Genomic DNA, 26089 nt, shown 5'->3' with positions numbered 1-26089 from the left:
GACCGTGGCCCGGTGCGGTTACGGCCACGAAAGTGGCGTACGAGTTCGGCGCGGTCAGCAGGAGCGGCGTCGCAGGTACCGCCGCCGGCCCGCCCCCTGGGACGGCGCATGCGAGGGGCGCGGAGTTGTTCACGTCACGCCGCCCTGACTGATGTTCGCGGAGCCCTGGGAAGGTGGCGGTCACTACGCCTACGAGGACCTTCAGATCACGTACGGGCCGCTGGAGCACATGTCCCGCGACACCGTCCGCCTTGATGGCATCCGCACAGCGATTTCCTCAGTGCTGCGGGGACCTCAGGTAGTCGCCGTGCTCCAGGTCTTCGAGCAGGGTCGGGTGTACGGGTGACCAGCCGAGCAGCTGCTGCGTGCGGAAACTGGAGACAGGCCCGTCGAACCCGTACGCGACGGCCATGAACGGGCTGACGAAGTGCGTGGCGGCCTCGGCGGGCGTCAGCGAGACCGCAGGCACCCCCAGGCCCCGGGCGATCACCTCGGCGATGCTCCGCAAGGTGACGCCGCTTTCGGCCACCCCGTGCAGCACGCTACCCGCGGGCGCCTGCTCCAGCGCCAGGCGGAACAGGACCGCCGCGTCGAGCCGGTGCACCGCGGGCCACCGGTTGGTGCCGTCTCCCACGTAGGCGGACACGCCGGTCTTCCGCGCGGTGGCGATGAGCATGGGGATGAAACCATGGTCTTCGGGACCGTGGACGGTGGGAGCCAGGCGTACCACGGCGGCGCGTACTTCCCTGGTGGCGAAGTCCAGGCACGCGCGCTCCCCGGCGATGCGGAAGGCGGCGATCCCGGTGGCGTCGGGCTCGTCCTGCTCGGTGCTCTCCCGGCCGGCGGGCATGACCAGGGTGCCCGAGGTGACGACGAGCGGCTTGCCCGAGTGTTCCAGCGGCCGGCCGAGCGTCTCGATCGCCGTCCGGTCGCGCCTCATCATGTCGTCGAGATCGGAGAAGTCGCCGCCGTAGGCCATGTGCAGGACGCCGTCGGCGGCCTCGGCGCCGCTGCGCAGGCTGTCGAGGTCGTCCAGGGAGCCGCGGTGGGGGGTGGCCCCGAGCGACGCCAGCCGGGCGGCCGCGGCGTCCGAGCGCGCCAGAGCGGTGACGGTGTGACCGGCCGCGATGAGTTCGGTGACGACGGCGGGGCCGGTCTGGCCGGAACCGCCGGTGACGAAGACATGCATGAGACGACCCTCTCACTTAACGCCAGTTACTGGCACTACGTAGCGCCAGTCGCTGACTTTAGGTAGCGCCAGTAACTGGCGTCAAGTAGCGTCAGTCACTGACATATGCGGTATCCTGCGGAGCGTGCCACGCAGCGGAGCAGAAGCGCGCCGCCGCCTGCAGCAGGCGGCTCTGGAGCTGTACCGGGAACGCGGGTTCGACCGGACCACCACGGCCGAGATCGCCGCCCGGGCCGGCCTCAACGAACGCACGTTCTTCCGGCACTTCCCCGACAAACGCGAGGTGCTCTTCGACGGCGAAGCCGACCTGCGCGCGTCCCTGGTGCAGGCGGTGGCGGAGGCACCCGGCGATCTCCAGCCGCTCGACCTGCTGCTCCACGCCTTCCGCAAGGTCGAGCACCTCCTGGAGGACAACCGCCCCTTCGCCGAACCACGCCTGGAGGTCATCGCGGCGACGCCGGCACTGCGCGAGCGGGACCTGGCCAAGGCCGCGTCGATCGCCGAAGCCGTGGCCGGAGCGCTGCGGCAGCGCGGTGTCGCCGACCGGTCGGCCCGCCTGGCCGCTCAGATCGGGTGGGCCACCTTCCACCAAGCGGCCCAGGCCTGGATCGACGACCCCTCGCAGAGCCTGGACGCGCACCTCCTGCAAGCCTTCAGCGACCTGCGCGCCCTCTGCCGTACCCCCTGACCGGCCGGCCACCGGCACCCTCTCCCAAGGCGCCGGCCAACACCTGAAGCGCGCCCGCGGCGCTCGCCGATCGCGCCTTTGTGCCAGGTCGCCGCCGGCACAGCTCCCAGTCGCGATCTTCGAGGTCGGGTGGGGCCGCTTCAGCGCGGGTCGGCGGCGAAGGCGAAGGCCGCGGCTCGATCCCGCAGCAGGGCGGCGAGCCCGGGAGAGTCGATCACCTCGAAGGGCCATCGCACCCAGAGCAGGCCGCCGGCGAGGACCTCGAGCCGCACGTCGGCGATGCGCCAGTGGGTCGCCGCCTGACCGGTGACGGTTGTCGCCGGGGAGAAGTCCGCGGCGAAGCCGCCCATGTACGCCTGTACCTGTTCGATCGGGGCGTGGATCAGGATCGTCGCCGTGTGTTCACGAGGCGGAGCGCCGAGCCGGCTGGTGACGAACGCGACGGGATCGCCTCCGGGGACCTCTCGCGGTTCGAAGCGCACGCCCGTCGCCGATGCTCGCGTGATCCGATCGACGCGCAACACCCGCCACCCACGATCGAGATCCCGGCACACCAGGAACCAGCGGGTCTCCCGAGGCACCAGGGCGGCGGGCTCGACGTGGCGTGAGGACTCCCGTCCGGTGTCGTCGCCCTCGGTGTGCATCACCCGCAGCCGGACCCGCTCCGCGTCCCGGCACGCCAGCGCCAGGACGGCCAGCACGTCGGCGTTCATCGGAGCCGGGTACGCGCCGGCCGTCGCGTTCGGTGTGTCGCCGAGGGCGAGTGAGGAGCGCAGCGCCCGCACCCGCCGGCGCACCGCCTGGGGCATCACCTGCTCCATCTTGGCCAGGGCGGTGAGCGCGACCTCGCCCCCGCCGGCAGCCCCGTTGGCAGCCGACGAGGCGAGCGCGGCGGCCACGGCGAGCGCCTCGTCCGGGGTGAACACCAGCGGCGGCAGGTCGCTGCCCGTGGACAGCCGGTAACCGCCCTCGGGGCCGCGGCGTGCCTCGATGTGATAGCCGAGGCCGCGCAACCGTTCCACATCTCGCCGGAGGGTGCGGCCGTCGACGCCGAGGCGGTCGGCGAGCTCGCCGCCGCTCCAGGACCGGCGGGCCTGCAGCAGCTCCAGCAGGCGCAGTGCCCGCTCGGTCGTGCTCTGTTCCGACATGATCCGCCAGTGTAGGAGAAATGCGGACAGAAATTGCCCTAAACCCTCTTTAAGTTGGAGTCCGAGCCGGACAGACCGGCACCGCTTTCCCTGAGGAGAAGCCTCGTGACCATCCTTGTCACCGGAGCGACCGGCGCCGTCGGCCGTCGCCTCGTCGCGACCCTGCTCGCCCGCGGCGCCGCCGTACGGGCGCTGACCCGCAAGCCCGATGACGCGGATTTGCCGGCCGGGGTCGAGGTCGTCGCCGGCGACCTGGCCGCCGCCACCACGCTCGGGTCGCAGGTGTTCGACGGTGTCGATCGCGCCTTCCTCTTCCCCGCCGAGGGCGTCGAGGCGTTCGTCACCGCGGCCGTCGCGCACGGCGTCCACCGCTTCACCGTGTTGTCCTCCCTGGCCGCCGCGAAGGAGTTCCAGCGCGACCACGGCTCGGCCAGTCAGCTCCACCACAGCGCGGTCGAGGCCGCCGTGACCGGCCGCACCGACGCCTGGACGATCCTGCGACCCGGCACCTTCGCCAACAACCTGCTCTCCTGGGCCTGGCAGATCCGCTCCGGCGCGCCGATCCGGGCGCCGTACCTGGCATCGGCGCAGGCCCCGATCCACGAGGACGACGTCGCCGAGGCCGCCGCCGAGACCCTGCTCTCCGACGATCATCTGGGTGCGGCGATCCCGCTCACCGGCCCGCAAGCCCTGACCCGCTCCGAGCAGGTGGCGATCATCGGCGAAGCCCTGGAGCGGGAGGTCCCGCTGGTGGAGATCACGCCTGCGGAGTTCCGCGCCGAGACCGCGCAGTTCATCCCCGAGCCGGTGATGAAGATGCTGCTCGACTACTGGCACGACACCCTCACCGTCCCCGATGTCCCGCGTCCCGTCACCGTGGTGACGGGACGGCCGGGCCGCACGCTGGCGGAGTGGGCCGCCGATCACCGAGCCGACTTCGAGCCCGCCTGACGGGATCGGGCAGACGCGATGGCTGCTGTCTGCCCTGGGCCGGCTGTCACTCGTCCGTCTTGAGAACGCGCGCCAGGTGTTGAACGACCTCCGTTGCCATCACCGCCTGGCCCGACGTCGAGAAGTGAATGCGGTCCGCGCTCAGAAGATTGTCCCGGTCGTTGACCGGATGATTCCACATGTCAATGACGACGGCGTCGTATTCGGCGGCCAGGCGGCGGGTTATGCCGTTCATGGTCACCATTCGTTCGTGCCAGTCCGCAAAGGCCGGAACGATGAAGGCCCGTCCTAGGGTGAAGGTCGTCAGCTGTGCGCGAGTTCCGGCCGCGAGATCGTACATGCGCCGCATGGTGTTTTCGATCTCGCCGAAGTCGGGGTGACGCCGCAAGATGTCGTTCGGGCCGCACGGAAGATGCATGAGGTCCGGGCCGAAGTCGAGCATGCGGTCGAGCTGGTGTGTCACCGTACGGGCCGTGGTGACCCCGGACTCTGAGGTGTTGAGGTACTGCAGGTCCGGGTGCACCAGCTTGAGCACGTTCGCCACCCGATCGGCCCAGCCCTGGTTCGCGTATCCCGGGGTGGGATCGCCGATACCGGCCGACAGACTGTCACCGATCACGCCGAACCGTCGCCACGGGGCGTCGGCAAGCAAGGCTGCGGCAGTTGCCGTGGGCAGACAGAGCGGATCGGACTCTTCGGTCAATGCTGGAGTCTGCATCTTCAGTCACGACCTGCCCGCGCGAGGCGTGATGCCGAGTGCCGTCGCCGCACTGACGGCGGCCACGATGGCGATGAACCACCAGCCGTGCTGGAAGGCCGTCAGCAACCGATCGGAGGCGACACTCAGCGACCCGACGAGGGCGACCAGAACGGCCACGCCCAGCACGTAGCCGAGCTGGCGGGCGGTGTTCACCACCGCGCTGCCGGTGGCGGACTGCTCCGGCGGCAGATCGACGGCCGCGGAGGCGATCATGCTGGGCAGGGCGAGGCCGATTCCGACGCCGGAGATCATCCAGCCGGGCAGGACCTCGGTGGCGTAGTGGACGGGCGTTGCAGCGGTGGCCAGCACCAGCGCCACCCCGCCGGCGAACAGCAGATTGCCCGCGCCCACGACGACCCCGACCGGCATCCGCTCGATCAGTCGTTGGCTGACGGCGGCGAAGATCGGCACCATGATCGGTCCCGGCACGATGGCGAGCCCGGTCTCGACGGTGGTGAAGTGGGCCGCGTTCTCCAGCCACATGGCGATACTGAGGAACCACGCGCCGAAGGCGGTGCAGAAGGCCAGCACGGTGGTGTTGGCCCACACGAACGCAGGCACCCGGAACAGGGCGGGCGACACCACCGGATCCGGATGCCGAACCATCCGCACCACGAACACGACCAGGCCCACCACCGCGACGGCGAGGACGGAGAGGGTCGCCCCGCCCGTCCACGACCATTCGCCGCTCTTCACCAGCCCCAGCGACAGCGCCCCGATCACCACGACCAGCAGCGCCACCCCGAACAGGTCGGGTGCCCGCGCCCGCACGCGCTTCCCCAGATCCGGAACCAGGCGCAGGGCCGAGATTCCGGCCACCACCCCGACCGGCAGATTGATCAGGAAGATCCAGCGCCACGACGCCTCGACCAGCGCGCCGCCGACCACGGGACCGAAGGCGGCGGAGAAGGAGCTCGTGGTCGCCCAGATCTTCACCGCGCCCGGCACCCTCGCCTGCGGCAGCACCGTGATCAACAGCCCCAGGCTCGCCGGGGTGAGGGCGGCGGCGCCGATGGCCTGCACCACCCGGAATGCCACCAGCGCCCACAACGACGGCGCCACCGCACAGGCCAGGCTGGCCAGCGTGAACATGCCGAGCCCGCCCAGGAATCCGGCCTTGCGCCCGAATCGATCCGAAAAACGCCCGGCCGGAATCAACAGCGCCGCATAGACGATCGCGTACCCATTGAGGACCCAGCTGAGGTCCGCCAGCGAGGAACCCCGGTACGACTCCCCGATCCTGGTGAACGCGACGTTCACCACGAACACGTCGAGCATCGCCATGAACGCGGCCGCGCAGAGCACCCACACGATCGCGGTCGAATGATCCCGCGGCAGCCGTGGCGTCTGCGCCCTGGTTACGTCATGCATCAAGCACCCCTTCTTGCCCGTGCCGGCCGATCTCGGCGCGGCGAGCCGCAAGCATACGTCCGGCCGTATGTTTATCTCAACCACGCAGGGGAGGGCCAGGGATTATCGGAGGCGTACAGACGACATACGATCGACTGTATGGTGACATCTGGGCGGCAAGCAGCTGAGGAAACCACCGACCGGCGTTTGCTGCGCGGCGCGCAGTCACGGCGCGCCGTTACCCGGCGAGCGGTCGACATCGCCTCGCTGGACGGGCTCGACGGGGTCAGCTTCGGGCGTCTGGCCGAGGATCTCGGCATCAGCAAGGCAGGCATCCAGACCCTGTTCCGGACCAAGGAGGCGCTCCAGCTCGCCACCGCGGAAGCGGCCGGCGAGGCCTTCGTCGACGCGGTCATCCGGCCCGCCCTGCGCTCCCCCGCCGGTGTCGCGCGCATCCGCGCCCTGGTCGACCGGTGGATCGACTACGCCGTGCAGCCGCTGTTCCCCGGCGGCTGCTTCTGGGGCGCGAACCTGCCGGAATTCGACAGCCGCCCCGGGCCTGTCCGGGATGTACTGCAACGGCAACAGCGTGCCTGGCACACGACGCTGGCGACGCAGTTCCGGCACGCCGTCGCACATGGTGAGATTGCCGACATCGATCCCGAGTCGGCCGCCTTCCAGGTGAGCGCCCTGCTCAACGCCGTCAACCTGGCCGTGCGCCTCGGCGACGACGACCGGGTAGCGATGGCGCGGCAGGTGATCGAGGGTTTGCTCGCGTCGGCATCGCGCGATTCGCGGCGCACCGCCCGGCGGCCATCCGCTACTGATGTTGTTGGTGAGAACTGACCGCACCCGGCGGCCGGAAGCATGCGGTCAGTTCTCACGAACAGTGGCCCCTGACCTCAGAGCGGCAGCCACATTCGTGGCACGGTGTGGTCGTTGGGCCCGGGAGGTGGGAGTGCGCAGCGCCTCGGGCGGGTGCAGGGCCTTGGACAGCATGGCGGGGTTGGTGACGGTGGCGCCGCCGATGGCCGTGCCGTTCCTGCGAGCGGATTCGGGGCCTTCGCCGCCAGCACGGTGAGCACCACGCCGGGCGGGTCGTGGGTGCCTTGCAGTTCCCCGGTGAGGGACTTCAGGGCGATGCCGTGGTGACCCATCCGGTGCGGGGGCGGCTCCGAAGCCTGGGTGGCCGGTGCTGTGCCGGTCGGAGCAGGAGGGGCTGTATGGGAGCGCGTGACCGGTCACCGGTGGGCCAGGACCGTCCGGGCGGTGGTCCGCCCGAACTGGAGGAGGTGCTGCAGGCGGTCGGCAGAGGTGATCGCGAGGCGTTCGAGCGGCTGTATGACGTGCTGGCGCCGCGAGTGTACGGGCTGGTGCTGCGGGTGCTGCGAGATCGCGCGCACAGCGAGGAGGTGGCCCAAGAGGTCATGGTGGAGGTGTGGCGCAGCGCCGCCCGCTACGAGCCGGCCAGGGGGTCGGTGATGGCGTGGGTGCTGACCATCGCGCACCGGCGGGCGGTCGACCGGGTGCGCGCGGCGCAGGCCGGCACCGACCGGGAGGAGCGGGCCGCGCGGCTGGAGCCGCACCGCTGTTTCGACGAGGTGGCCGAGCTGGTGGTGGGCCGGCTGGAGGGCGAGCGGTTGCGCCGCTGCCTGGACAATCTCACCGAGCTGCAGCGCGAGTCGGTCACCTTCGCCTACTACGGCGGCTACTCCTACCGGGAGGTCGCCGAACTGGTCAAGGCGCCGCTGCCGACCGTCAAGACACGGATGCGCGATGGGCTGATCCGGCTGCGCGACTGCCTGGGAGTGGAGCGATGAAAGCGGCAGAGGACGGGTTCGACCCACACACCCTGGCGGGTGCCTATGCGCTGGACGCCATCGATGACGAGGCCGAGCTGCGCCGTTTCGAGCGGCATCTGGCCGGGTGCGCCGAATGTGCGCAGGAGATCATCGGGTTCGCCGAGACGGCCGCTCGTCTCGGCGTGGCGGTGGCGGCCGAGCCGCCTTCCGGCCTCCGGGCGCGGGTGCTGGCCGAGATCGAGCAGGTGCGTCAGCTGCCTCCGGCGCTGTCGCCTGCAGCGCCTTCCCGGCGGGTGTGGCGGGTCGCGTGGCGGCCGTGGCTGGCGGCGGTGAGCGTCGCCGCGGCGCTGGCCGTGGTGGCCGGGCTCGGCGTGAGCACGCTGCAGGCGCGTCAGGAACTGGCGCAGGCGCGGCGGGCCGAGCAGCGGATCGCCGCGGTGCTCGGCGCGGATGACGCTCGCACGGTCACCGCTCCAGCCGGCCCGCCGACTGCTGGGGCGGGGCGAGGCGGGCGGGGCACGGTGGTGCTGTCGCGCTCGCAGGGCGCGCTGGTGTTCTGGGCGGCAGGGCTGGGCGACCCGCCCGCGGGCCGCGTCTACCAGCTCTGGCAGCTCGCCCCGGGACGGATCACCTCGGCCGGGCTGCTGGCCTCCAGCGGCTCCGGCGGCACGATGCCGGTCCTCGCCGCCATCAGCGCCGATGCGGGCCAGGTCGGGGTGACGGTGGAGCCGGCCGGCGGGTCACGGCAGCCGACCAGCACGCCGTTGCTGCTGGTGGACATGCCCGCCGCCTGACCTTCCCGCCCGGCGCCCGCAGCCCGGGAAAACGGCACCCATCCGGTTCGGCAGTGATTCCGAAGCCCTGCTGTGACTGCCGAGAAACCAGCCGACCACATGGTGGCCCCCGCGCCGACCACGGCACCAGCCTCTGCGCCGGCGGGCCGGATGCCGGGGGCCGGCGTGTCAGGAGTCTTGGGCATGCTGGCCGCGGCGCTGGCGCTGGGGCTGGCGGAGCTGACCGCCGCGCTGGCCGGTAGGCCGCAGGCCGGTCCGCTGCTCGCGGTGGGGTCGGCGGTCATCGACCTGAGCCCGGCGTGGCTGAAGGACTTCGCCATCCGCACCTTCGGCACCGCCGACAAGCCGGTCCTGCTCCTGACACTGGCGGCCGTGATCGCGGCCGCGTCGGCGGCCGTCGGAACGGCCGCGCCCCGGCGACCGCGCCTGGCCATCGCGGCCCTGGCAGGGCTCGCGGCGCTTGCCGGAGCCGCGGCGCTGTCCCGGCCCGGGGCAGGCCCGATCGACGTGCGGCCCGCCGCGGTGGGGTCGGCGGGCAGCACGTTCGCCCTGCTCTACACCTGCCGGCGTCAGCCGCTGCGCAGGCGTGATGGCCGCGTCACGCTCGGCGGCCTGGCGCGCTACGGCCATCCCGTCCAGCCGCCGGCAGCCGACCGGCGGGCGGTGCTCACTCGCGGCGCCGTCGTGCTCGGGGCGGCTGTGCTGAGCGGCGGCGCCGGTCGGGCGATCACTTCGGCACGGCAGGCGTCCGCTGATGGCCGCGGCTTGGTGCTGCCGCCTCCTGCCGATCCGGCCCGGCCGCTCCCCCCGGGCGTGGGGTTGAGAGTGCCGGGGCTCGGTCCGTTCACCACCTCCAACGACGCCTTCTACCGGGTCGACACCGCGCTGATCGTGCCGCGCGTGCCGCACCAGGAATGGACGCTGCGCGTCCACGGCCTGGTCGACCGCCCGGTCGAACTGTCCTTCGCCGAGGTGCTGGCCCGGCCGCTGACCGAGCGCGACATCACCCTGACGTGCGTGTCCAACGAGGTCGGCGGCCCGTACGCCGGAAACGCCCGCTGGCTCGGCGTCGACCTGGCCGCGCTGCTGCGCGAGGCCGGCATCCAGGCCGGGGCCGACCAGGTCCTGTCCCGCTCCGCAGACGGCTGGACCGCCTCCACCGCCCTGGAGTCGGTGCTGGACGGCCGCGACGCGCTCCTGGCGATCGCGATGAATGGCGTCCCGCTGCCACCCGCGCACGGCTTCCCTGCCCGGATGATCGTGCCCGGCCTGTACGGCTACGTCTCGGCCACCAAATGGGTCACCGACCTCAAACTCACCCGCTTCGCCGATGAACGCGCGTACTGGACCCGGCGCGGCTGGGCCGAACGCGCGCCGATCAAGACCGCCTCCCGCATCGAGGTGCCCAAGCCCTTCGGCGAGGTACCCGCCGGTCCGGTCACCGTCGCCGGCACCGCGTGGGCGCAGCACCGCGGCGTCGCCGCCGTCGAGGTGCGCGTCGACGACGGCCCCTGGCGCCCGGCCGACCTGGCCGCCTCCGCCGGGCCCGACACCTGGCGGCAATGGCACACGACCTGGCAGGCCACCCCTGGCCAGCACCGCCTGCAGATCCGCGCCACCGACGCAGGCGGCCACACCCAGCCCGCCGAACGCATGCCGCCGATCCCGGACGGCGCCACCGGCTGGCACACGGTCCTGGTGACCGTCACCTGAACTCCCCTCAACACATCCATTCACCAACCACAGGAGCATCATGAACATCCGTCATGCCGCCGCCGGACTGCCGATCCTGGCCATGGCCGGCGCAATGGCCGTCGCACTGACCGGTACCGGCCCGGCCGCGCTGGCCTCCACCCGGCACGCCGACACCGCTGCCAGCAGCGTGACATCCGCCGCCGCGCAGCCGATGACCGCCCGGCGCCCCTTCGGGCCCGCCTGCTCGGCCGTGCCCCGCACCGGCAAGGGCAGCTTCACCGGCATGGCCGCCGATCCCGTCGCCACCGCCGCCTCCCACAACCCCGCCCTGTCCACCCTCGTCGCCGCGGTGAAGAAGGCCGGCCTCGTCGACACCCTCAACGGAGCCGACGGCATCACCGTCTTCGCCCCCACCAATCAGGCGTTCGCCAAAATCCCCAAGCAGACCCTGGCCAAGGTCCTGGCCGACAAGAAGATGCTGACGTCCATCCTCACCTACCACGTCGTCGCCGGCCGCAAGACCCCGGACGACCTGCGGCGCGGCCGCTTCACCACCCTGCAGGGCAGCACGGTCGCCACCCGCGGCTCCGGGACCACCTACGCGGTCAACAACGCCCGGGTCGTCTGCGGCGACGTGGCCACCCGCAACGCCACCGTCTACATCATCGACACCGTCCTCATGCCCACCAGGTAGCCGTGCAGCGGGCCCGCTGCACCGGCGGGCCCGAGGCCCTACCCGTCCCGCACAGAGCATGATCACGGCCATCTGCCGGCTCTCCCCCTCTTCTCTCACCGTCACCGCCTCACCTCGGTAAGGAACCCAGCCACATGATCACGAACAAGCGCCTGACCGCCGCTGCGCCCCTGCTGGCCCTGGCCGTATCCCTGACCGCCTGCGGCGCCGACACCGGCGCGGCCCCCTCCACCAGCAGCGCCGCCCCGGCCACAGCCGGCAGCGCCCCGACGTCCACCGACTCGGCCACCGAGCCCGCCGCCGATGCGCCGTTCGGCACCGCCTGCTCCGCCGTTCCCACCTCCGGCGAAGGCAGCTTCACCGGCATGGCCGACGACCCGGTCGCCACCGCCGCCTCCCACAACCCGGTCCTGTCCACCCTGGTCACCGCGGTGCAGAAGGCCGGCCTGGCCGACACGCTCAACTCCGCCGACGGCATCACCGTCTTCGCCCCGACCGACGACGCCTTCGCCAAGATCGACAAGAAGACGCTGGACAAGGTGCTGGCCGACAAGAAGGCCCTGACCGACATCCTCACCTACCACGTCGTCCCCGGCCGCAAGACCCCCGGCGACATGGAGAGCGGCTCCTTCACCACGCTGCAGGGCGGCAAGGTCACCACGACGGGATCCGGTGAGGACTACAAGATCGGCGACGCCGACGTGGTGTGCGGCAACGTGCACACCCGCAACGCCACCGTCTACATCATCGACACCGTCCTCATGCCCAAGAAATAGGAAGTCCTCGGTGCGCCGGCCATCGAGATCGAACTCCTCCAGCCCGCCACCACCTGAAACACCATCGACCTGCCACCACGACGAATGGCCCGGCACATCGCGTCGGACCATTCGTCGGCTCTGGGGCACACCCATCGTGGCCGACCGGCACGCCAGGTCGGGGCTGTGTGATCGCCCTGGTCAGGGGCATGACCGTCCCCTTCTCGCGCACTTGATCCGCCCCCTGTCACTGCGTTGCCCGTTCCAGAGGCGGACGTGGGTCATCATGGGTGGGTGGCCGTAAATGATGAATCTGAATCTTTGAAGACCACACTGGAATCGTTGCGGGGTCCGTTGACCGGATACTGCTATCGCGTGCTCGGCTCCTCGGGCGAGGTCGACGACGCTGTGCAGGAGACGATGGTGCGCGCGTTGCGGGGCATCGGCGGCTTCGATCCGGATCGAGCGGCGTTCTCGACGTGGGTGCATAAGATCGCGACGAATGTCTGCCTTGACATGCTGCGCGGTGCGAAGCGACGGGCGTTGCCGTGGGACATGGGCCCTGCGTCGAGCAGCACCGCTGACCTCGGGGTCCCCCTGCCGGCCGCACGGTGGGTGGAGCCGCTGGCGGACTCTCGATTGCTGGGGACCGCCGACCCGGCGTCGCTCGCGATCCGGCATGACACGCTGCGCCTGGCGTTCGTCTCCGCGCTGCAATGGCTGCCGCCCCGCCAGCGTGTCGTGCTGGTGCTGCGGGACGTTCTCGGGTTCACCGCCGCCGAGGCCGCCGAGGTCATGCAGACCTCGGTGATGGCGGCGAACAGCGCACTGCAGCGAGCGCGGGCCACGCTGGAGAAGCACCGGCCGCGTCCGGCTGAAACGCCGAAGCTGGACGACGTGCTTCAGCAGGATCTCCTGCTGCGTTACGTCAAGGCGTTCCAGGCGCACGACGTCCGCGAGCTGGTCGCTGTGCTGGCCCACGATGCCCGATCGGGGATGCCGCCCTTCTCCTGGTGGCTGGACGGGCGGGCCCAGCTGGCTGCGGCGATGTCGGCGGCGGGCGTCTGTGCCGAGGACCGTCTTGTCCACGGCGGGTCGGCCAACGGGTGCTGGACGCTGGGTCAGTACCGGCCGGACGGGAATGGGCTGTTCCTGCCCTTCGCGCTCCTGGTGCTCGAACTCCGGGACGGGCGCATCAGCGAGATCGTCACGTTTCTGGGCTACGGCGACCGATTCACCGAGTTCGGGCTGCCTGAACGGCTCGAATTCTGATCCCGGGGAACCGATGAGTCCAGCGGCCTCCCGTCGTACAAGGGGTGACACGTCCACCACGACCCGAAGGCCGCATTCATGTCATCGACCGACGCAGAACTGAAGCAGCACGTCCACGCCGAGAGAGAACGACTGGCCGATCTGCTCGCCGCACTCCCTGACCAGGGCTGGGACAGCCCGTCCCTGTGCTCGGGGTGGCGTGTCCGGGAGGTCGTCGCTCACCTCACGGCGCCGTTCCGCACGAGCCTGCCCCGGCTGGTGGCCGGATTGGCTGCGGCACGGTTCTCCTTCGACCGGTACGCCGACCGCGCCGCTCGCAAGGACGCCACCCGAATGTCGAATGCCGAACTCCTGGCATGTCTGCGCGCCAACATCACCAACGCCTGGCAGCCACCCGGGGGCGGGCTTGCCGGGGCACTGAGTCACGACACCATTCATGGCCTTGACATGACCGTGCCGCTGGGGCTGCCGTCGCCGCCGGCCGAGCGGGTGGCTCTGGTGCTGGCGGCCGCGAACGAACGGAGCTTGTCCTACTTCGGCGTGGATCTGGCGGGCCTGCAGTTGCGGGGTACCGACGCCGACATCCGCCTGGGAGCGGGTGAGCCCGTCCACATGCCCGTCGAAGACATCCTGCTGACCATCACCGGCCGACGGCCGCTGCCGCGGCCCGGGTCCACCTCGCTGACGGGAGAGTGATCGGGTGAGTACCGTACATGACCTGCGCAGCCTGGCGCTCAGCCTGCCGGGCACGACCGAGGGGACTCACTTCAGGCGACCCACGATCCGGATCGACGGCAGGAACGTGATCGGCATCGAGGGAGACACCCACGTCACGTTCGCCCTGCAGGGGGAGGCTGCCAGGACAGTCGCTTCGCGGGACCCCGTATCCGTCGAACTGATCGAGCGGAACGGCACGCCGATCGGCGTCCGGGTCGAACTCGCCAGATGCGACGCCGGAACTCTCGCGGAACTCCTCCGCATGTGCTGGTCACACGTCAAGGGCGTGGACCCTTCGAGGCCCTGACAGCGCCCCAGGACCACCTGACCACGCACGACGATGCACTTTCGCGAGCGAGTGGACCAGAGACAGGGAAGCGGCTTGAAGCCGGTGTCTCCGCGGTGACGCCTGGAGGCATGTGGGGCCGCTCCGAAGGAGCATCTGCAGAGCTGATCGCCCACTTACCGGAGGGGCGTCTCGATACGACACTTCTGCTGTACGTGGTCTCGGGGAATTCGCCGTCCCCGCGGTTCTGGTCCTGCTCCATGGGGCGCGTTTCTGGTGGCAGTCGTTCTTCACCCGCGCAGGGGCCTGCTGCCGTTTCACCTGATGTCCTTCTTGGACGACACGCACCGGATCGGCCTTCTGCGCGCGGTCGGCCCTGTCCACCGATTCCGCCACGCCGAACTTCAAGATCACCCGGCGTCGGGGCGTCAGACCTCGGCCTCTTCGCCTCCTCCACGGTAGCTGCGGGAGGCACATACGTCGGAAAACACCCTGGTGTGGGTTGCCGCGCGTGCGGTCTCCTCTGAGCGCTCACCGTCCTCGCGTCCGGGACGGTCGTCCCCGCTCAGCCAGGGCGTGCTCCACCGATCGGTTGATCGGCTCCACCACATGGACGGTCACCCGAATCCACCGCCCACCCGGCGGATCGGGCGATCCGCGCGGGGCGCCTCCGTTGCGACGCTGGATCACGTCGGTGAGCACCAAGGACGGAGATGGTCGAGATGCGCAATGTGGTGTGGCTGGTCAGAGGGTACGTCCTGGTCAGCGTGCTGACGCTGGTCACGATGGTCGTGTTCCGGAACGACGCGGCGATGGTCCCCGACTCGGTGTGGATCCGCGGCACGCTCGTCGCCGTCGCTTCGCTGGTCACCTGGTTGTTCGCGGTACGGGCGGCCAGGGGCGAGCGGAAGATGCTGCTGCGGCTGCGGATCGTCACCTCGATCATGCTGGTCGCGATCGTGGTGATCATCGCGTTGCCCGGTCTGTTCCCGCTGTGGTTCAAGCTGGAGCAGGGAGTCTGCGGCCTGCTCCTGCTGCCCGTGGTCGTCCAGCTCAACCGGCGGCCGGCGGACCGGCGCTGAGCGCGTCGACCCGAGGGCGCCGGACGGCGCTTCCAGCGGTGCGGGAGCCTCGACGGCGGCGGCTAGATTGTTCTGGGAGCAGGTGAGTGATGGACAATTGGCGGATGGCCGCGCCGGCGGGCTGGGAGCGACGGCTCCTCCCCATGATCACCGTGGTCCCTTACGTGCTGCTGGCCGTCATGGCCGCCCTGACGATCGTCGTCAAGCACGACCAGCCGGGCTCGCTCGCCCTCGACCTCGCGCTCTGCGCGGCAGCCGCGGTGTGGAAGCTCGTGCTCTTCACGCTGCACCCGCAGTGGCGCGGGCGAGTCGGCGTGATGAGCGTGTTCATCGCGGGCCTGATCCTGTTCGGGCTGGTCATGGTCGTACGCGATCCGTGGTTCGGCGTCTACACGCCCGCGCTGTACTTCTACGCCTTCCGGATCATCGGCTGGCCGCGTGAGCTGTACTTCATCGCGGGCGTCGCGGTGGTGGCGGGCACGGCGCAGTCGGCCGGCCTGGACTTCGGCACCTGGATGGGCCTGCTGGAGTATCTGGGGGTCCTGGCCGTCAACGTCGTGCCGATGTGCCTGCTGGCCTGGCTCAGCGAGGTCGGCGCACGCTACTACGCGGCACGGGAGACGGCGCTGCGCGAGAGCAGGGAGGCCAATGCCCGGCTGGCCGCGGCCCTGGCCGAGAACGCGGCACTCCAGGAACGGCTGGTCGACCAGGCTCACGAGACCGGCGTCCTGGACGAGCGGGCCCGGATGGCGCGGGAGATCCACGACGTCCTGGCCCAGGGCCTGACCGGCATCGTCACGCAGTTGCAGGCGGCCGAGCAGGCGGCCGACGACCCCGCCGCGTGGCGGCGACACCACGCGGCGGCGACCGCGCTGGCCAGGGAGAGCCTCACCGAGGCGCGGCGCTCGGTGGACGAGCTGCGCCCCGAACCCCTGGAGTCCGGCCGTCTGGCCGACGCCGTCACCGAGGTCGCGGCCAAGTGGTCGGCACACCACAGCCTTCCGGTCCAGGTCGCCGTCACCGGCGAGACCCGGACGATGCCCCCGCAGGCCGAGGTCGCCCTGTTACGGGTCGCCCAGGAGGCGCTGGCCAACGTCTTCAAGCACGCGTCCACCGCCACCCGCGTCGGCCTCACCCTCTCCTACACGGACCGGCAGGTGGTGCTCGACGTCCGCGACGACGGCCCCGGCTTCGACCCGGACGTGCGCGCCGGTCACGACGGAGGCTTCGGGCTGGTGGCGATGCGGCAGCGGATCGAGGCGTTGTCGGGCGCGTTGCGAATCGAATCAGAGGTGGGCGGCGGGACCGGGATCTCGGCCTGCCTGCCCGCCGACATGCCGGAGGCAGGCACATGAGTGACGCCATCAAGCTGCTCGTGGTCGACGACCACCCCGTCGTGCGTGACGGGCTGAGCAGCATGTTCGCCCGCGATCCCGACTTCGTCGTGGTGGGCGAGGCGTCGGACGGAGCCGAGGCCGTCCGGCTGGCCGAGGCCCTCGCACCGGACGTGATCCTGATGGACCTGCGGATGGCGGGCATGGACGGCGTCACCGCGATCGGCGAGCTGGCCAGGCGCGGCGTGCCGGCCCGGGTGCTGGTGCTGACGACGTACGACACCGACAGCCACGTGCTGCCCGCGATCGAGGCGGGCGCCACCGGTTACCTGCTCAAGGACGCGCCGCGCGAGGAACTCGTCCGTGCCGTACGCTCGGCCGCGCGCGGCGAGGTCGCGCTCTCGCCGTCGGTGGCCGCCCGCCTGGTGAGCCGGCTCCGCACCCCGGCCCCTTCGACCGGGCCGTTGAGCCAGCGTGAACTGGAGGTGCTACGGCTGGTCGCGGCCGGCCACAGCAACCGCAAGGCCGCCGCCCGGCTGTTCATCACCGAGGCCACGGTCAAGACGCACCTGCTCAACATCTACGCGAAACTCGACGTCAACGACCGCGCGTCCGCGGTGGCGGAGGCGTACAACCGCGGCCTGCTGGGGACGCCCGAGCGCCCGTAGCCCTCGCCGCCCGGCCCGCTCCGGCGAGCCCGACCGGCGGGTCCCGCCCTGGGACGGCCGACGGGCGCCGCCGTGAGCCGGAGAAAGAGCGACTTCGATGTCGACGGTGATGAACCCGAAGAAGTTGACGTTCTCGCGGTGGCCGGGGGCGATGAACGACAGCAGTTCGTCGGGGACGTCGCGGCCCTGGGCGCGGAGCTCACCGATCGCCTTGCCGTAGTCCCGATCCGCTCACGCAGCATCCCGCCGCCGTCCTGTCCCGGCCGGGTTTCACGCATGATCGCCGCGGGAGAAAAGCAGCGGTGGACCAGCACGCACCACCACTATGGTGCCGATGTGGAGGATCTGGAAAAGCTCGTCATCTCCCGCCGTCTGCGAGTTCCCGTCGGCAGCGTTCGCACCGACACTGGGCAGGCCCCACAGCAGTGGGGACAGGTCGCCGCGCGTCAGCTCGACGTCGCGCTGTTGAGCGTCGGCTTCACCTGCTCGGCGCCGTTGCTGGAACGCCTGTCGAACCTGCGCGGTGAAACCGTCATCGATCTCGGCGTCCGGATCCTGGCAGCCGTGCGCACGCTGGTCGGCGACCACGTCGAGCACAACGCCTACTTCCTCGACTTCCCCAAGAACGTGCCGGACACGCTGGAGTTCTGGGCCGCCCTGCTGCGCGAGGCCATGCTCGACCCCGCCGCCGTGGAACGGCTCCGGCGCTCGTCGAGACCGTCGGCACTGAACCTGCTCGCGCTGCCCGGCTACGGCCGCTACCAGCACACCTACGCCGACCTGCTGGTCGCGCACGCCGAGCTGATCCCGCTGGCCGGCGACCGGGTGACCGTCCTGGACCTTGGCGGCAGCCTTGAGTCGGAGACGCGCGAGCTCTACCTGTCGCTGGCCGGCTCGACCGTGCCGCTGCCGGCCGAGGACCTGGCCGCGCTGCGCATCCTGGCCGCCTCCTGCGCCGCCGAACCTGACACCATCCCGGTGCGCGAGAACCGTGCCGTCATCAACGAGGCCCGCCTGGCAGGCGGCCGTCCGTTGCTCGTCGACACGGTCACCGACGTGCTCAGGCTCGCCTGCGCCGCCTCCGGCGGCGACGTCACGCTGGCCGCCCCGACCAGGTTCCGCTCCTTCCGCCGGGCCGAGCGCCGTGCCCTCCTGCAGGCCCTGGACGCGGTCGCCTCCCCCGCCAAGCTCGGCGACGTGCCTTCCCACCGGGAGCAGTGGAAGCGGCTCGGCGAACGGCTGCACCCCCACGAATATCCGCAGTTCCCGCACGCCGCGCACGTCTTCGAAGCCGCGCGGGGCGCACGCCGGGTGAGCAGTCTCGGCAGCCGGGTGGAGGCGGCCCTGGCGCAGGGACGTACCGGCGAGGCCGTCGACCTGCTCCAGAACGCGCCGGGCGCGCTGCTGCGCCGCCTGGACCACCTGTTGCGCACCGGCACCGCGGCGACCGCACCGCGATCGGTGCTGGAGCCCGTGCTGGAAGCTGCCGAGAAGGCCGCGGCGAGCGCGTCGGGGCGAGTCCTGCTGTCGCTGCGCGAGCACTTGACCAACCGGCTCATCCCCGCGCCCGGTCGCGTGTTCGTCAACCGGAACGGCCGAGCCTGGGCGACCGACGACCAGCGGCCACCGCTGGCAGGCGACGTCGTGATGCGGGCCGCGGCCATCCTGGACGAGGAGATCACCCGCCGGCTTCCCGCCCCCGGCCGGCTGATCGTCGACCCCGAGATGCTCGACGTCGCCCTGCCGTTGTCCGCCAAGGCCGTCACTCCTGGGCTCGGCATGCTGCCGCGCGGCTCGCTCACGCGCGTGGACGGCGAACTGCTGCGCTTCTTCGTCTACTGGCGGCAGGCCGAGCAGCGTACCGACTACGACCTGTCCGCGTTGATGCTGGACGCCTCCTACGGCGCGCCCGAGCACATCTCGTGGACGAACCACGGCAACGACTTCGCCCAATACTCCGGCGACCTCACCCAGGCTCCCGGCGGCGCGAGCGAGTTCATCGACATCCGCCTCGCCCAGGCGACCAAGCCGATCATCATCCCGCAGGTCAACATCTTCGCCGGCGAGGCCTTCGACAAGGCCGCGGAGGCGTTCTTCGGCTACATGACCAGGGCCGCCGACCAGCAGGGCCTGCCGTTCGAGCCGCGCACGGTACGGATGAAGTCCGACCTGCGCGGCGCGGGCCGCGTCGCCTTGCCGCTGGCCTTCCTGCGTGGTGACGACGGCGGCTGGCGGGTGAAGTGGCTGCATCTCTACCTGAAGGGCCATCCGGGGTTCAACCAGGTGGAGGGCAACCGCGTGACCACCGCGCTACTGGTGCGCTCCATCATGGAACGCGACCACCTGCGCGTACGCCACCTGGTCGACCTGCTGCGGGCCAAGCCCCAGACGGGGGACCACACCACCTACATCGGACTGCAAGCACCGGCCGATCTGCCGCCCGGTGCCCGGGTGTACACACCGGCGACTCTGCACGAGCTGATCCCCGGCTGATAGGGTGATGATCGCGAGGCTATGGAAGGGCTTCCTTCTCACTTCGAAAAGATCTCTAGCCTTTCCGCTTTCCTCGCAACTCAAGGCGTGAGGCCATCCGAGGGCTTCCTTCTCACTGGGACCAGTGTGGGCCCCCTGGGGCCAGCTGGCTGATCTAGCCTTCGGGCCTTCCTCACGCTCCTGACGCCCTCGGCAGTTCCGCGGTGCCAACGTCCCCGTCCTGGGTGGCCGGGAGTACGTCGGGTCAGCCCGCTGGCTGTTGCCGCGCCCGTGGCCTGGACACGCGGTAACGGGGAACTGCCGGGCCGCGCCCATGCCGTTCCGCGCCCGAGCAGGCGCCCAGCGGCGACTTTCTCGGCCTTCCGTCCCACCTGCTGCCATGACGGCATCAGCTACAGCCAGCGCAACGCCCCCAACCGGGCCGACAGACCAGGCGATTTCGTCACCAGTGCCGGCAACGAGGCCATGTCCGTCCTCAACACCGGCCAACCTGGAACGTATGGCGTTGTCGCGACGTACGACACGAAAACTACGACCATGCCGCGGGGTACATGGAGTCGCCGAGCCACAGAACCTCCCTCCCGGTCGGGCTCACGAGCGCAGGCCCGCGGCGGGGGCCCGAGCAGGCGGCGGGCGTCGTAGCGGGGGTCGGCCTCGGCCCCGATGCACAGGTTGCCCACGCCGCGCATGAGCTCGAAGGCGTCCAGATCGGGACGAATCTCGCCGGCACACCCTTCCGGCCGGCGTGCACCGCGAGTGGGGGCATCGCGCTGAGCCGTACCGGGCGCGCTCCTTCGGCGGCGGGCACTCCCCGCACGGCTGGGCGTGCGCCTTCCGCCCGAAGGGGGACGCTGGTGTCGAGACGCTGGCTGGAGCACGTGCCGGTGGGCGAGATGCGGGACGCCTGCTTCACCCGCGGCCGCGGGCTGCTCGGTCCGGACCGCCCGATCGATCGGGTGGCATACGTCTTCATGAACCCCGCCTCCGCCAAGGCACACCTGCACGAGCTGTGGCTGCGCGAACTGTGGTGCTGGACCATCGACCTGGACCAGGAGATCCGCCTGGACGCCGACCACCACCCGGCTCCGGCACGGCCCGCCTGGGTCGAGGCGCCCTGAACGCGGCGGGCGGCGACGGGCAGACCTGTCCACCCTCGCAAGGGAGACTGATCGTCATGCGTCGTCTTCTCCTGACCGCGGCCGCCCGTCCCATCCCCGCGCCGAGTACCTGTTCAGTACCTCGCCACCAGCACCTGGCCAGCCTCGGCCGCATCAGCCCGACCCACGCCTGGCGATGCAGCCCAGCCTGGCTGCCTGGCGCCTGGCCGCCCTCCCCGCGACCGCGCCGCCCTGCTGAGCCTCGGCTATCGTCATGCACAGCACGGCTTCGTCTGCCAAGCCTGCCGTCCCCATCGCAAGGGCGCCTACGCGAACCTTGATCTTCCGCAGATCGAGCGGGGTGTAGAAGGCCAACGGCGGCCCGCTCCTCGACCTCGTCGAGTGCAAGCGCCGCTACTGGGTGCCCATCGGCCCCGGCGGGCTCTGATCGGGCGGCAGCAGCAGCCCGATGCCGTCGAGCATGCGGTGGAGCCCGAACTCGAAGATGTTCTCCGGTTCCGACGCCTCGAACGCCTCGTCCCCGAATTCCGCGACCATCGGCAGCCGCGCCGCCCCGATGCTGCGCGCGAACGCCTCCTTGCGGGCCTGCGCCCACTCCCGCCGCGTGTGCCTGCTGGTACGGGCGGCCTGCGCCTCGTGGGCGAGCGGCACGGCGGCGCTCTGCACGTACGTGCCGATCATGATGGCGACCTGGACGAGCGTGGCGAAGTCGAGCCCGTGCCCGTCGAGGGCGCGCATGCGCCAGTCGGTGTAGGCCATCAGCGCGGGCGCCACCGGCGGCCGGGTGGTGACCGCGACGAGGTGGGACATCCACGGATGCCGCCGGTAGAGCTCCCACTCCTGCCGGGCCGAGAGCTCCAGCCTGGCCCGCCAGCCGTCGGGCCCCGGCTCGGGCAGCGGACGGGCGGCGAAGACGGCGTCGACCATGAGGTCGTTGAGCTCCTCCCGGCTCGGGACGTACCGGTAGAGGGACATCACCCCCACTCCCAGGTCGGTCGCGACGCGCCGCATCGACAGCGCGGCGACCCCCTCCCGGTCGGCGAGCGCGACGGCGGCCCGGACCACCCGGCCCTGGTCGAGCGCCGCCTCGGCCGGACGCCCCGGCTGGGCCGCGGGCTCCTCGGGCGCGGGCGGCTCGGCGAGCCGCGCCCGGTAGGCCCTCGTGCGGCAGGCGCGCGAGCAGTAGCGCCGGGGCCGCCCCCGCTCCGCCGTCCGCAGCTCCCGCCCGCACACCTCGCACGCCACCGCAGCCCGTCCCCTTTTCGTCACCGCTGAATTCCGTGACGAAATCATATCTCACCCCCACAACGTCGTGCTCATATGCAATTGATGTACGGTGTATTTATGACTCGTGCAGCGTACACAAATTCTGTGACGAAAATGGCTCTGGAACTCCACCATGTGACGAAACGCCACGGCGAGGGCGCCACCGCCGTCACCGCCCTCGACGACGTCTCCCTGGCGATTCCCACCGGCACCTTCGCCGCGGTGATGGGCCCCTCGGGCTCGGGCAAGAGCACCCTGCTCCATTGCGCGGCCGGCCTGGACCGGCCCGACTCCGGCTCGGTCGTCCTCGACGGCCGCCGCCTGGACGGCCTGGACGAGGCCGCGCTGACCCGGTTGCGCCGCGAGCGGATGGGCTTCGTCTTCCAGTCCTTCAATTTGGTGCCCACCTTGACGGTCGCGCAGAACGTGACCCTGCCCCTGGAGTTCGCCGGCCGCCGCGTGGACGCGCGCCGGGTGCGGGCCCTGCTCACCCGGCTCGGCCTGGGCGAGCGCACCGGGCACCGGCCCGGCGAGCTGTCCGGCGGCCAGCAGCAGCGGGTGGCCATCGCCCGCGCGATGCTCGGCGAGCTCGCCGTCGTGTTCGCCGACGAACCGACCGGCGCCCTCGACACGCAGGCCGCCCACGAGGTGCTGGCCATCCTGCGCCAGGCCGCCGCCCAGGACGGACGGACGATCGTCATGGTGACCCACGACCCCGTGGCCGCCTCCTACGCCGACGTCGTGGTGTTCTTCGCCGACGGCCACGTCGTGGACCACCTGCCGCGCCCCGACGCCGCCACGGTCGCGGCCCGCATGGCCCGCCTGTCCGCGCCCGCCCACGCCGGGGGTGCGCGATGAGGTGGCGGCTGGCCCTCGGCACGATCGGCGCCCACCGGGCGTCCTACCTGGCCTCGGCCGCCGTCATGGCGGCCGGGACCGCGCTGCTCACGGCGTTCGCGACTCTGCTGGAGACCGGCCTGGCCACCGGCCGCGACCCCGGGTTCCTCGTCATGCTGCCGGCCATCCTGGGCGGCTGGACGCTGGCCGTCGTCGCCTTCGGCGTGGTGTCCACCGTGTCGCTGACCATCGGCCACCGCGAGCGGGAGCTGGCCCTGCTGCGCTCCATCGCGGCCACCCCGCGCCAGATCCGGCAGAACGTCGTGCTGGAGACGCTGGTCGTGGCCGTCCCCGCGATCGCCGCCGGGCTGCTGCCGGGCGCCGGGCTCGGCACGGTCGTGCTCGCCCGCCTGGCGGACGCCGGGCTCGTCGGAGCGGGCGTCGAGCTGGTCGCGGGGTGGCCGAGCGCCGCGCTCGGGGCGGGCACGTCCCTGGTCGCCGCGCTGGCCGCCGCGCTGATCTCCAGCAGGCGCGCCGCGTCGATCCCGCCGGTGCGGGCGCTGGCCGCCGCCGGGCCCGCCCGCGCGCTCGGCCGGGGCCGCCTGGTGGCCGGAGGGCTGCTGCTGGCGCTGGGGCTGAGCCTGTCGGTGACGACCCTGTTCATGGCGGACGGCCCGCTGCTGTCCAGCACGGCGGGCCCGGCGGGCGTCGCCGTCGCGGTCGGCCTGGCCCTGCTCAGCCCGGTCGCCGTCCGGCCGGTGGGACGGCTGGCCGGGGCCCGGCTCGGGGCGTCCGGGCGGCTGGCCGTCCGCAACCTGCACGCCCGCGCCCCGCAGACCGGCAGCGTCGCCGGGCCGCTGATCCTCATGGTCGGCATTGCCGGCGGCACGCTCTACATGCAGAGCACCGAGGACAGCCTCCATCGGGGCGCCGCCGACGTCAGCGCCCGGCTCGCCCCGGTGAACTACCTGGTCGTCGCCATGATCATTACGTTCACGGCGATCGTCGTGGTCAACACGCTGATCGCCGCGACCCGCCGCAGGGGCCCCGAGTTCGGGCTGCTGCGCCTGTCGGCCGCCACTCGTGCCCAGGTCATGGCAACAGTCGTGGCCGAGGGTGTGCTGACCGCGGTCCTGGCCGTTGTGCTCGGTACGGTCGCCGCCGCCGCGACCACCGTGCCCTACAGCCTGGTCAAGACCGGGTCGCCGATGGCCGCCGGGCCCGGCTGGGTCTACGCGGCCATCGCCGGGGGCGCGCTGTTGCTCGTCCTGGCGGCCACGGTGCCCACCGCCGCGGGGGCGCTGCGGGTCAGGCCGGTCGAGGCGCTGTCCGTCCCCTGATCGCCGGCACCGGGTCGGTGGGGTGCCGAGTTAGGTGTATTTGGTCATGGACTTGGTGTCAGTCGGCTGAAGGGTGGCCGGCCGCCGCGGGTTGAGCAGGGTGCGGTTGAGGCGTTCGGCCTTGCCGTTGGTCCATGGGCGGTGCGGCCTGGTGAACTTCTGGCAGGCTCCCAGATCGGCGCAGGCTTGCTGGAAGGCGTGGCTGATGCGGTAGTTCCTGGCGTTGTCGGTCAGCACCCGATGGATGCGGGTGCTGCCGTGGGCGGCGAAGAAGGCGGCGCCGCCGAACTGGTCGACAACCTGGTGGCGTACGCGATGTCGATCATCGGCATGCGCACCTGCCCCGGGTGCTGATCCAGAGGTAAGGGGGGCCAGGACCGTCCCAACCGGCCCCGGATACCCCTCCGGCATGCGATCACCAGCACCGCCGAGAGCCCTCGGGTGGCGTAGTTGGCGAATTGCAGGGGTCGTCGCAACACAGTGATCAAGTACTGGCGGCGACAAGCATAGCGAGACGCTTGGCTGGACACCCCAGCCAAGCGTTTTCGCTGTTTGGCAGAGAGATCCAGGCCTTGGGATCGCGAGCGGTTAACCGTCAGGCCTGGTCTGTGAGGTGCCCATGGGGTTCCAGCGGCCTGCCATCACCCTTGCCAGGCTGGGCTTGGGAGAGCGATTCGTCGAGGTGGCCCGACTCCCGCAGCAGCGCGCCGCGTCCGAACGGCTTCCGCGGGCCCACCTGCTCGTCCGTAGCCGGAGTCTTACTCGTGAGGGAGCAGGTAACGCCACGAGAGCGCGATGTGCTCGCCGGTTGAGGTGCGATAGACGTGCCAGGATCCGTCTCGTGGTATCAGCCGGGCGATCGTGTGCGCCTTGTTGCCTTTGTAGTCCTTGCGCCCCGAGTGCGCCTGCGTCTCGGGTGGTAGGGGGACGCCCTCCGGCAAGGGCCTGGCGGTCGTCGCAGGGGCCGTGACCTGGTCGGCGGACAGCCGTACGCGGTCGGTGGAGTAGTTCCGGCCCTGTGCGGTGGCGCGGTCGGCCAGGCGGCTGAGGCGGTCGCGGGCCTCGACGAGCCCGGCGGCGTAGTCGTCGGTTGCGAGGTCCAGGAACGGGACGTACACCTCGCGCATCCCGGCACCGCTGTCGACGCCGAGGACCGTGGCCGGCGCGTCGTACACCGTCGGCGTGCCCGGCCGGGGCGTGGCGGTGGCCGGTTGCCCCGCAAGGTCACGCTCCAGCGCCTTGACCAGGGCTCCGACCTCGGCGGGCGGCAGGCGCAGCTCGTGCGCGGCGCCGGCCACGACCAGCCCGTCGGCGTAGACCACCAGCATCGGAGGGCGGGCGGCGGCGAGGCCGGGGGCCACCAAACCACCCACACGCAGCCATTCGGCGACAGGGTGTCGCGCAGGTCCGGCTGAGGCCGGCTCAGGGACCGGCCGACCAGTCTGCTTCAGACTCGGTATGGTCTCGCCGGTCTTTTGAACACCTGTGCCGCTACACGCCGTGAGCACCAACACCAGAGCGACGACCCAACTCCATCTCATACCCCTAAGACGATCACCTTCGGCGCGCGGTTCAGGCGTGGTGTCACGACGCCGCACTCCCGACATCCCAACTTGCCGCTGGAGTGCTCAATGGGCCATGCCAGCCCGAGAATCGCGGCGATGGCCGCGTTCAGCTTGATCGTCGTCATTCGAGGCACGCTGGCCGACAACGCTGCTGCCCTTCACCGACGTAATCAGCGAGTCTAGTTGCTGGGGGTCTGTCTAGATAACGGTGTATCTCGATCTTGATTAGTTATCGAGTGGTCGGGGTCAGGCGGCCTTCGAAGGTGATGGCGAAGGCGTTCAGCG

General features: G+C 71.2%; 27 protein-coding genes. 18 read left to right on the top strand and 9 right to left on the bottom strand.

Features of this window, described 5'->3' with window-relative positions; translation table 11 throughout:
* Positions 1–277 precede the first annotated feature (277 nt).
* Positions 278–1189 carry an SDR family oxidoreductase gene (locus ABT158_RS39155; RefSeq protein ID WP_352362427.1) on the bottom strand — a complete coding sequence of 304 codons (912 nt, stop codon included), beginning with the start codon at positions 1187–1189 and terminating at the stop codon, positions 278–280.
* A 124-nt stretch (positions 1190–1313) separates the two neighbouring features.
* Here ABT158_RS39155 and ABT158_RS39150 point away from each other — a divergent pair, with 124 nt between their 5' ends.
* Positions 1314–1877 (top strand): TetR family transcriptional regulator, encoded by a 564-nt coding sequence (locus tag ABT158_RS39150; RefSeq protein ID WP_352362425.1) that lies wholly within the window; start codon positions 1314–1316, stop codon positions 1875–1877.
* Between the two features lie 140 nt (positions 1878–2017).
* Here ABT158_RS39150 and ABT158_RS39145 read toward each other — a convergent pair whose 3' ends face one another.
* Positions 2018–3025, bottom strand: coding sequence for a helix-turn-helix transcriptional regulator (locus ABT158_RS39145; RefSeq protein ID WP_352362423.1), 1008 nt, complete (start codon positions 3023–3025; stop codon positions 2018–2020).
* A 105-nt stretch (positions 3026–3130) separates the two neighbouring features.
* Here ABT158_RS39145 and ABT158_RS39140 point away from each other — a divergent pair, with 105 nt between their 5' ends.
* A complete protein-coding gene (locus tag ABT158_RS39140) occupies positions 3131–3976 on the top strand; it encodes an NAD(P)H-binding protein (RefSeq protein WP_352362421.1) in 846 nt (281 codons plus the stop codon).
* A 46-nt stretch (positions 3977–4022) separates the two neighbouring features.
* On the opposite strand, the gene ABT158_RS39135 is transcribed toward ABT158_RS39140, so the two are convergent.
* Together ABT158_RS39135 and ABT158_RS39130 are read right to left on the bottom strand one after the other, a co-directional pair.
* Positions 4023–4679 (bottom strand): SGNH/GDSL hydrolase family protein, encoded by a 657-nt coding sequence (locus ABT158_RS39135; protein ID WP_352362419.1) that lies wholly within the window; start codon positions 4677–4679, stop codon positions 4023–4025.
* Positions 4680–4700: 21 nt separating this feature from the next.
* Positions 4701–6158, bottom strand: coding sequence for an MFS transporter (locus tag ABT158_RS39130; protein WP_352362417.1), 1458 nt, complete (start codon positions 6156–6158; stop codon positions 4701–4703).
* Positions 6159–6245: 87 nt separating this feature from the next.
* Between ABT158_RS39130 and ABT158_RS39125 the strand changes: the two genes are divergently transcribed.
* From ABT158_RS39125 to ABT158_RS39070, 12 genes are all read left to right on the top strand, one after another.
* Positions 6246–6932 carry a TetR/AcrR family transcriptional regulator gene (locus ABT158_RS39125; RefSeq protein ID WP_352362415.1) on the top strand — a complete coding sequence of 229 codons (687 nt, stop codon included), beginning with the start codon at positions 6246–6248 and terminating at the stop codon, positions 6930–6932.
* A 377-nt stretch (positions 6933–7309) separates the two neighbouring features.
* A complete protein-coding gene (gene sigK / locus ABT158_RS39120; protein WP_352362413.1) occupies positions 7310–7906 on the top strand; it encodes an ECF RNA polymerase sigma factor SigK in 597 nt (198 codons plus the stop codon).
* Positions 7903–8682, top strand: coding sequence for an anti-sigma factor (locus tag ABT158_RS39115; RefSeq protein ID WP_352362411.1), 780 nt, complete (start codon positions 7903–7905; stop codon positions 8680–8682). The genes sigK and ABT158_RS39115 overlap by 4 nt, the downstream gene beginning before the upstream one ends.
* A gap of 165 nt (positions 8683–8847) precedes the next feature.
* Positions 8848–10395 (top strand): molybdopterin-dependent oxidoreductase, encoded by a 1548-nt coding sequence (locus ABT158_RS39110; protein ID WP_352362409.1) that lies wholly within the window; start codon positions 8848–8850, stop codon positions 10393–10395.
* 40 nt (positions 10396–10435) lie between these two features.
* Positions 10436–11071 (top strand): fasciclin domain-containing protein, encoded by a 636-nt coding sequence (locus tag ABT158_RS39105; protein ID WP_352362407.1) that lies wholly within the window; start codon positions 10436–10438, stop codon positions 11069–11071.
* A gap of 134 nt (positions 11072–11205) precedes the next feature.
* Positions 11206–11847, top strand: coding sequence for a fasciclin domain-containing protein (locus ABT158_RS39100; protein ID WP_352362405.1), 642 nt, complete (start codon positions 11206–11208; stop codon positions 11845–11847).
* Between the two features lie 300 nt (positions 11848–12147).
* Entirely contained in the window at positions 12148–13098 is a 951-nt protein-coding gene (locus ABT158_RS39095; RefSeq protein ID WP_352362403.1) for an RNA polymerase subunit sigma-70, read from the top strand.
* A gap of 78 nt (positions 13099–13176) precedes the next feature.
* Positions 13177–13794: a maleylpyruvate isomerase family mycothiol-dependent enzyme gene (locus ABT158_RS39090; RefSeq protein WP_352362401.1), complete on the top strand. Its 618-nt coding sequence runs from the start codon at positions 13177–13179 to the stop codon at positions 13792–13794.
* Between the two features lie 106 nt (positions 13795–13900).
* Complete coding sequence (locus ABT158_RS39085) at positions 13901–14122, top strand: hypothetical protein (RefSeq protein WP_352362399.1); 222 nt, start codon at positions 13901–13903, stop codon at positions 14120–14122.
* A gap of 701 nt (positions 14123–14823) precedes the next feature.
* Positions 14824–15183: a hypothetical protein gene (locus tag ABT158_RS39080; RefSeq protein ID WP_352362397.1), complete on the top strand. Its 360-nt coding sequence runs from the start codon at positions 14824–14826 to the stop codon at positions 15181–15183.
* Between the two features lie 89 nt (positions 15184–15272).
* A complete protein-coding gene (locus ABT158_RS39075; RefSeq protein ID WP_352362395.1) occupies positions 15273–16538 on the top strand; it encodes a sensor histidine kinase in 1266 nt (421 codons plus the stop codon).
* On the top strand, positions 16535–17185 hold the full coding sequence (locus tag ABT158_RS39070) for a response regulator (RefSeq protein ID WP_352362393.1): 651 nt from the start codon (positions 16535–16537) through the stop codon (positions 17183–17185). The genes ABT158_RS39075 and ABT158_RS39070 overlap by 4 nt, the downstream gene beginning before the upstream one ends.
* Before the next feature lie 270 nt (positions 17186–17455).
* On the opposite strand, the gene ABT158_RS39065 is transcribed toward ABT158_RS39070, so the two are convergent.
* Positions 17456–17782 carry a hypothetical protein gene (locus ABT158_RS39065; protein ID WP_352362391.1) on the bottom strand — a complete coding sequence of 109 codons (327 nt, stop codon included), beginning with the start codon at positions 17780–17782 and terminating at the stop codon, positions 17456–17458.
* Between ABT158_RS39065 and ABT158_RS39060 the strand changes: the two genes are divergently transcribed.
* Both ABT158_RS39060 and ABT158_RS39055 read left to right on the top strand, forming a co-directional pair.
* Positions 17750–19678, top strand: a complete 1929-nt coding sequence (locus ABT158_RS39060) for a TerD family protein (RefSeq protein ID WP_352362389.1) — start codon at positions 17750–17752, stop codon at positions 19676–19678. The genes ABT158_RS39065 and ABT158_RS39060 overlap by 33 nt on opposite strands.
* A gap of 854 nt (positions 19679–20532) precedes the next feature.
* On the top strand, positions 20533–20796 hold the full coding sequence (locus tag ABT158_RS39055; RefSeq protein WP_352362387.1) for a hypothetical protein: 264 nt from the start codon (positions 20533–20535) through the stop codon (positions 20794–20796).
* Between the two features lie 393 nt (positions 20797–21189).
* Here ABT158_RS39055 and ABT158_RS39050 read toward each other — a convergent pair whose 3' ends face one another.
* Complete coding sequence (locus ABT158_RS39050) at positions 21190–22041, bottom strand: TetR/AcrR family transcriptional regulator (RefSeq protein WP_352362385.1); 852 nt, start codon at positions 22039–22041, stop codon at positions 21190–21192.
* A 135-nt stretch (positions 22042–22176) separates the two neighbouring features.
* Between ABT158_RS39050 and ABT158_RS39045 the strand changes: the two genes are divergently transcribed.
* Both ABT158_RS39045 and ABT158_RS39040 read left to right on the top strand, forming a co-directional pair.
* The gene (locus ABT158_RS39045; protein ID WP_352362383.1) at positions 22177–22920 is read left to right on the top strand and encodes an ABC transporter ATP-binding protein; all 744 of its coding nucleotides are present in this window, start codon (positions 22177–22179) and stop codon (positions 22918–22920) included.
* Positions 22917–24239: an FtsX-like permease family protein gene (locus tag ABT158_RS39040; RefSeq protein WP_352362381.1), complete on the top strand. Its 1323-nt coding sequence runs from the start codon at positions 22917–22919 to the stop codon at positions 24237–24239. Before ABT158_RS39045 ends, ABT158_RS39040 begins: the two co-directional genes overlap by 4 nt.
* Positions 24240–24269: 30 nt before the next feature.
* On the opposite strand, the gene ABT158_RS39035 is transcribed toward ABT158_RS39040, so the two are convergent.
* The 3 genes from ABT158_RS39035 to ABT158_RS39025 form a co-directional block, all read right to left on the bottom strand.
* The gene (locus ABT158_RS39035) at positions 24270–24476 is read right to left on the bottom strand and encodes a hypothetical protein (RefSeq protein WP_502911605.1); all 207 of its coding nucleotides are present in this window, start codon (positions 24474–24476) and stop codon (positions 24270–24272) included.
* A gap of 521 nt (positions 24477–24997) precedes the next feature.
* Positions 24998–25600, bottom strand: coding sequence for a hypothetical protein (locus tag ABT158_RS39030; RefSeq protein ID WP_352362379.1), 603 nt, complete (start codon positions 25598–25600; stop codon positions 24998–25000).
* A gap of 176 nt (positions 25601–25776) precedes the next feature.
* The gene (locus ABT158_RS39025; protein ID WP_352362377.1) at positions 25777–25929 is read right to left on the bottom strand and encodes a hypothetical protein; all 153 of its coding nucleotides are present in this window, start codon (positions 25927–25929) and stop codon (positions 25777–25779) included.
* Between the last annotated feature and the right edge of the window lie 160 nt (positions 25930–26089).

The sequence above is a fragment of the Nonomuraea sp. NPDC001636 genome, assembly GCF_040298265.1.
Classification (GTDB): domain Bacteria; phylum Actinomycetota; class Actinomycetes; order Streptosporangiales; family Streptosporangiaceae; genus Nonomuraea.
Note: the sequence above shows the minus strand (reverse complement) of the source record. Positions and strands in the feature narration are given on the sequence as shown.

Excerpts from the sequence above, each read along its gene's own strand:
- ABT158_RS39155 (WP_352362427.1), bottom strand. The coding sequence starts at position 1,189 with ATGCATGTCTTCGTCACCGGCGGTTCCGGCCAGACCGGCCCCGCCGTC.
- ABT158_RS39145 (WP_352362423.1), bottom strand. The coding sequence starts at position 3,025 with ATGTCGGAACAGAGCACGACCGAGCGGGCACTGCGCCTGCTGGAGCTG.
- ABT158_RS39125 (WP_352362415.1), top strand. The coding sequence starts at position 6,246 with ATGGTGACATCTGGGCGGCAAGCAGCTGAGGAAACCACCGACCGGCGT.
- sigK (WP_352362413.1), top strand. The coding sequence starts at position 7,310 with ATGGGAGCGCGTGACCGGTCACCGGTGGGCCAGGACCGTCCGGGCGGT.
- ABT158_RS39115 (WP_352362411.1), top strand. The coding sequence starts at position 7,903 with ATGAAAGCGGCAGAGGACGGGTTCGACCCACACACCCTGGCGGGTGCC.
- ABT158_RS39105 (WP_352362407.1), top strand. The coding sequence starts at position 10,436 with ATGAACATCCGTCATGCCGCCGCCGGACTGCCGATCCTGGCCATGGCC.
- ABT158_RS39100 (WP_352362405.1), top strand. The coding sequence starts at position 11,206 with ATGATCACGAACAAGCGCCTGACCGCCGCTGCGCCCCTGCTGGCCCTG.
- ABT158_RS39090 (WP_352362401.1), top strand. The coding sequence starts at position 13,177 with ATGTCATCGACCGACGCAGAACTGAAGCAGCACGTCCACGCCGAGAGA.
- ABT158_RS39080 (WP_352362397.1), top strand. The coding sequence starts at position 14,824 with ATGCGCAATGTGGTGTGGCTGGTCAGAGGGTACGTCCTGGTCAGCGTG.
- ABT158_RS39075 (WP_352362395.1), top strand. The coding sequence starts at position 15,273 with ATGGACAATTGGCGGATGGCCGCGCCGGCGGGCTGGGAGCGACGGCTC.
- ABT158_RS39070 (WP_352362393.1), top strand. The coding sequence starts at position 16,535 with ATGAGTGACGCCATCAAGCTGCTCGTGGTCGACGACCACCCCGTCGTG.
- ABT158_RS39045 (WP_352362383.1), top strand. The coding sequence starts at position 22,177 with ATGGCTCTGGAACTCCACCATGTGACGAAACGCCACGGCGAGGGCGCC.
- ABT158_RS39040 (WP_352362381.1), top strand. The coding sequence starts at position 22,917 with ATGAGGTGGCGGCTGGCCCTCGGCACGATCGGCGCCCACCGGGCGTCC.
- ABT158_RS39025 (WP_352362377.1), bottom strand. The coding sequence starts at position 25,929 with ATGACGACGATCAAGCTGAACGCGGCCATCGCCGCGATTCTCGGGCTG.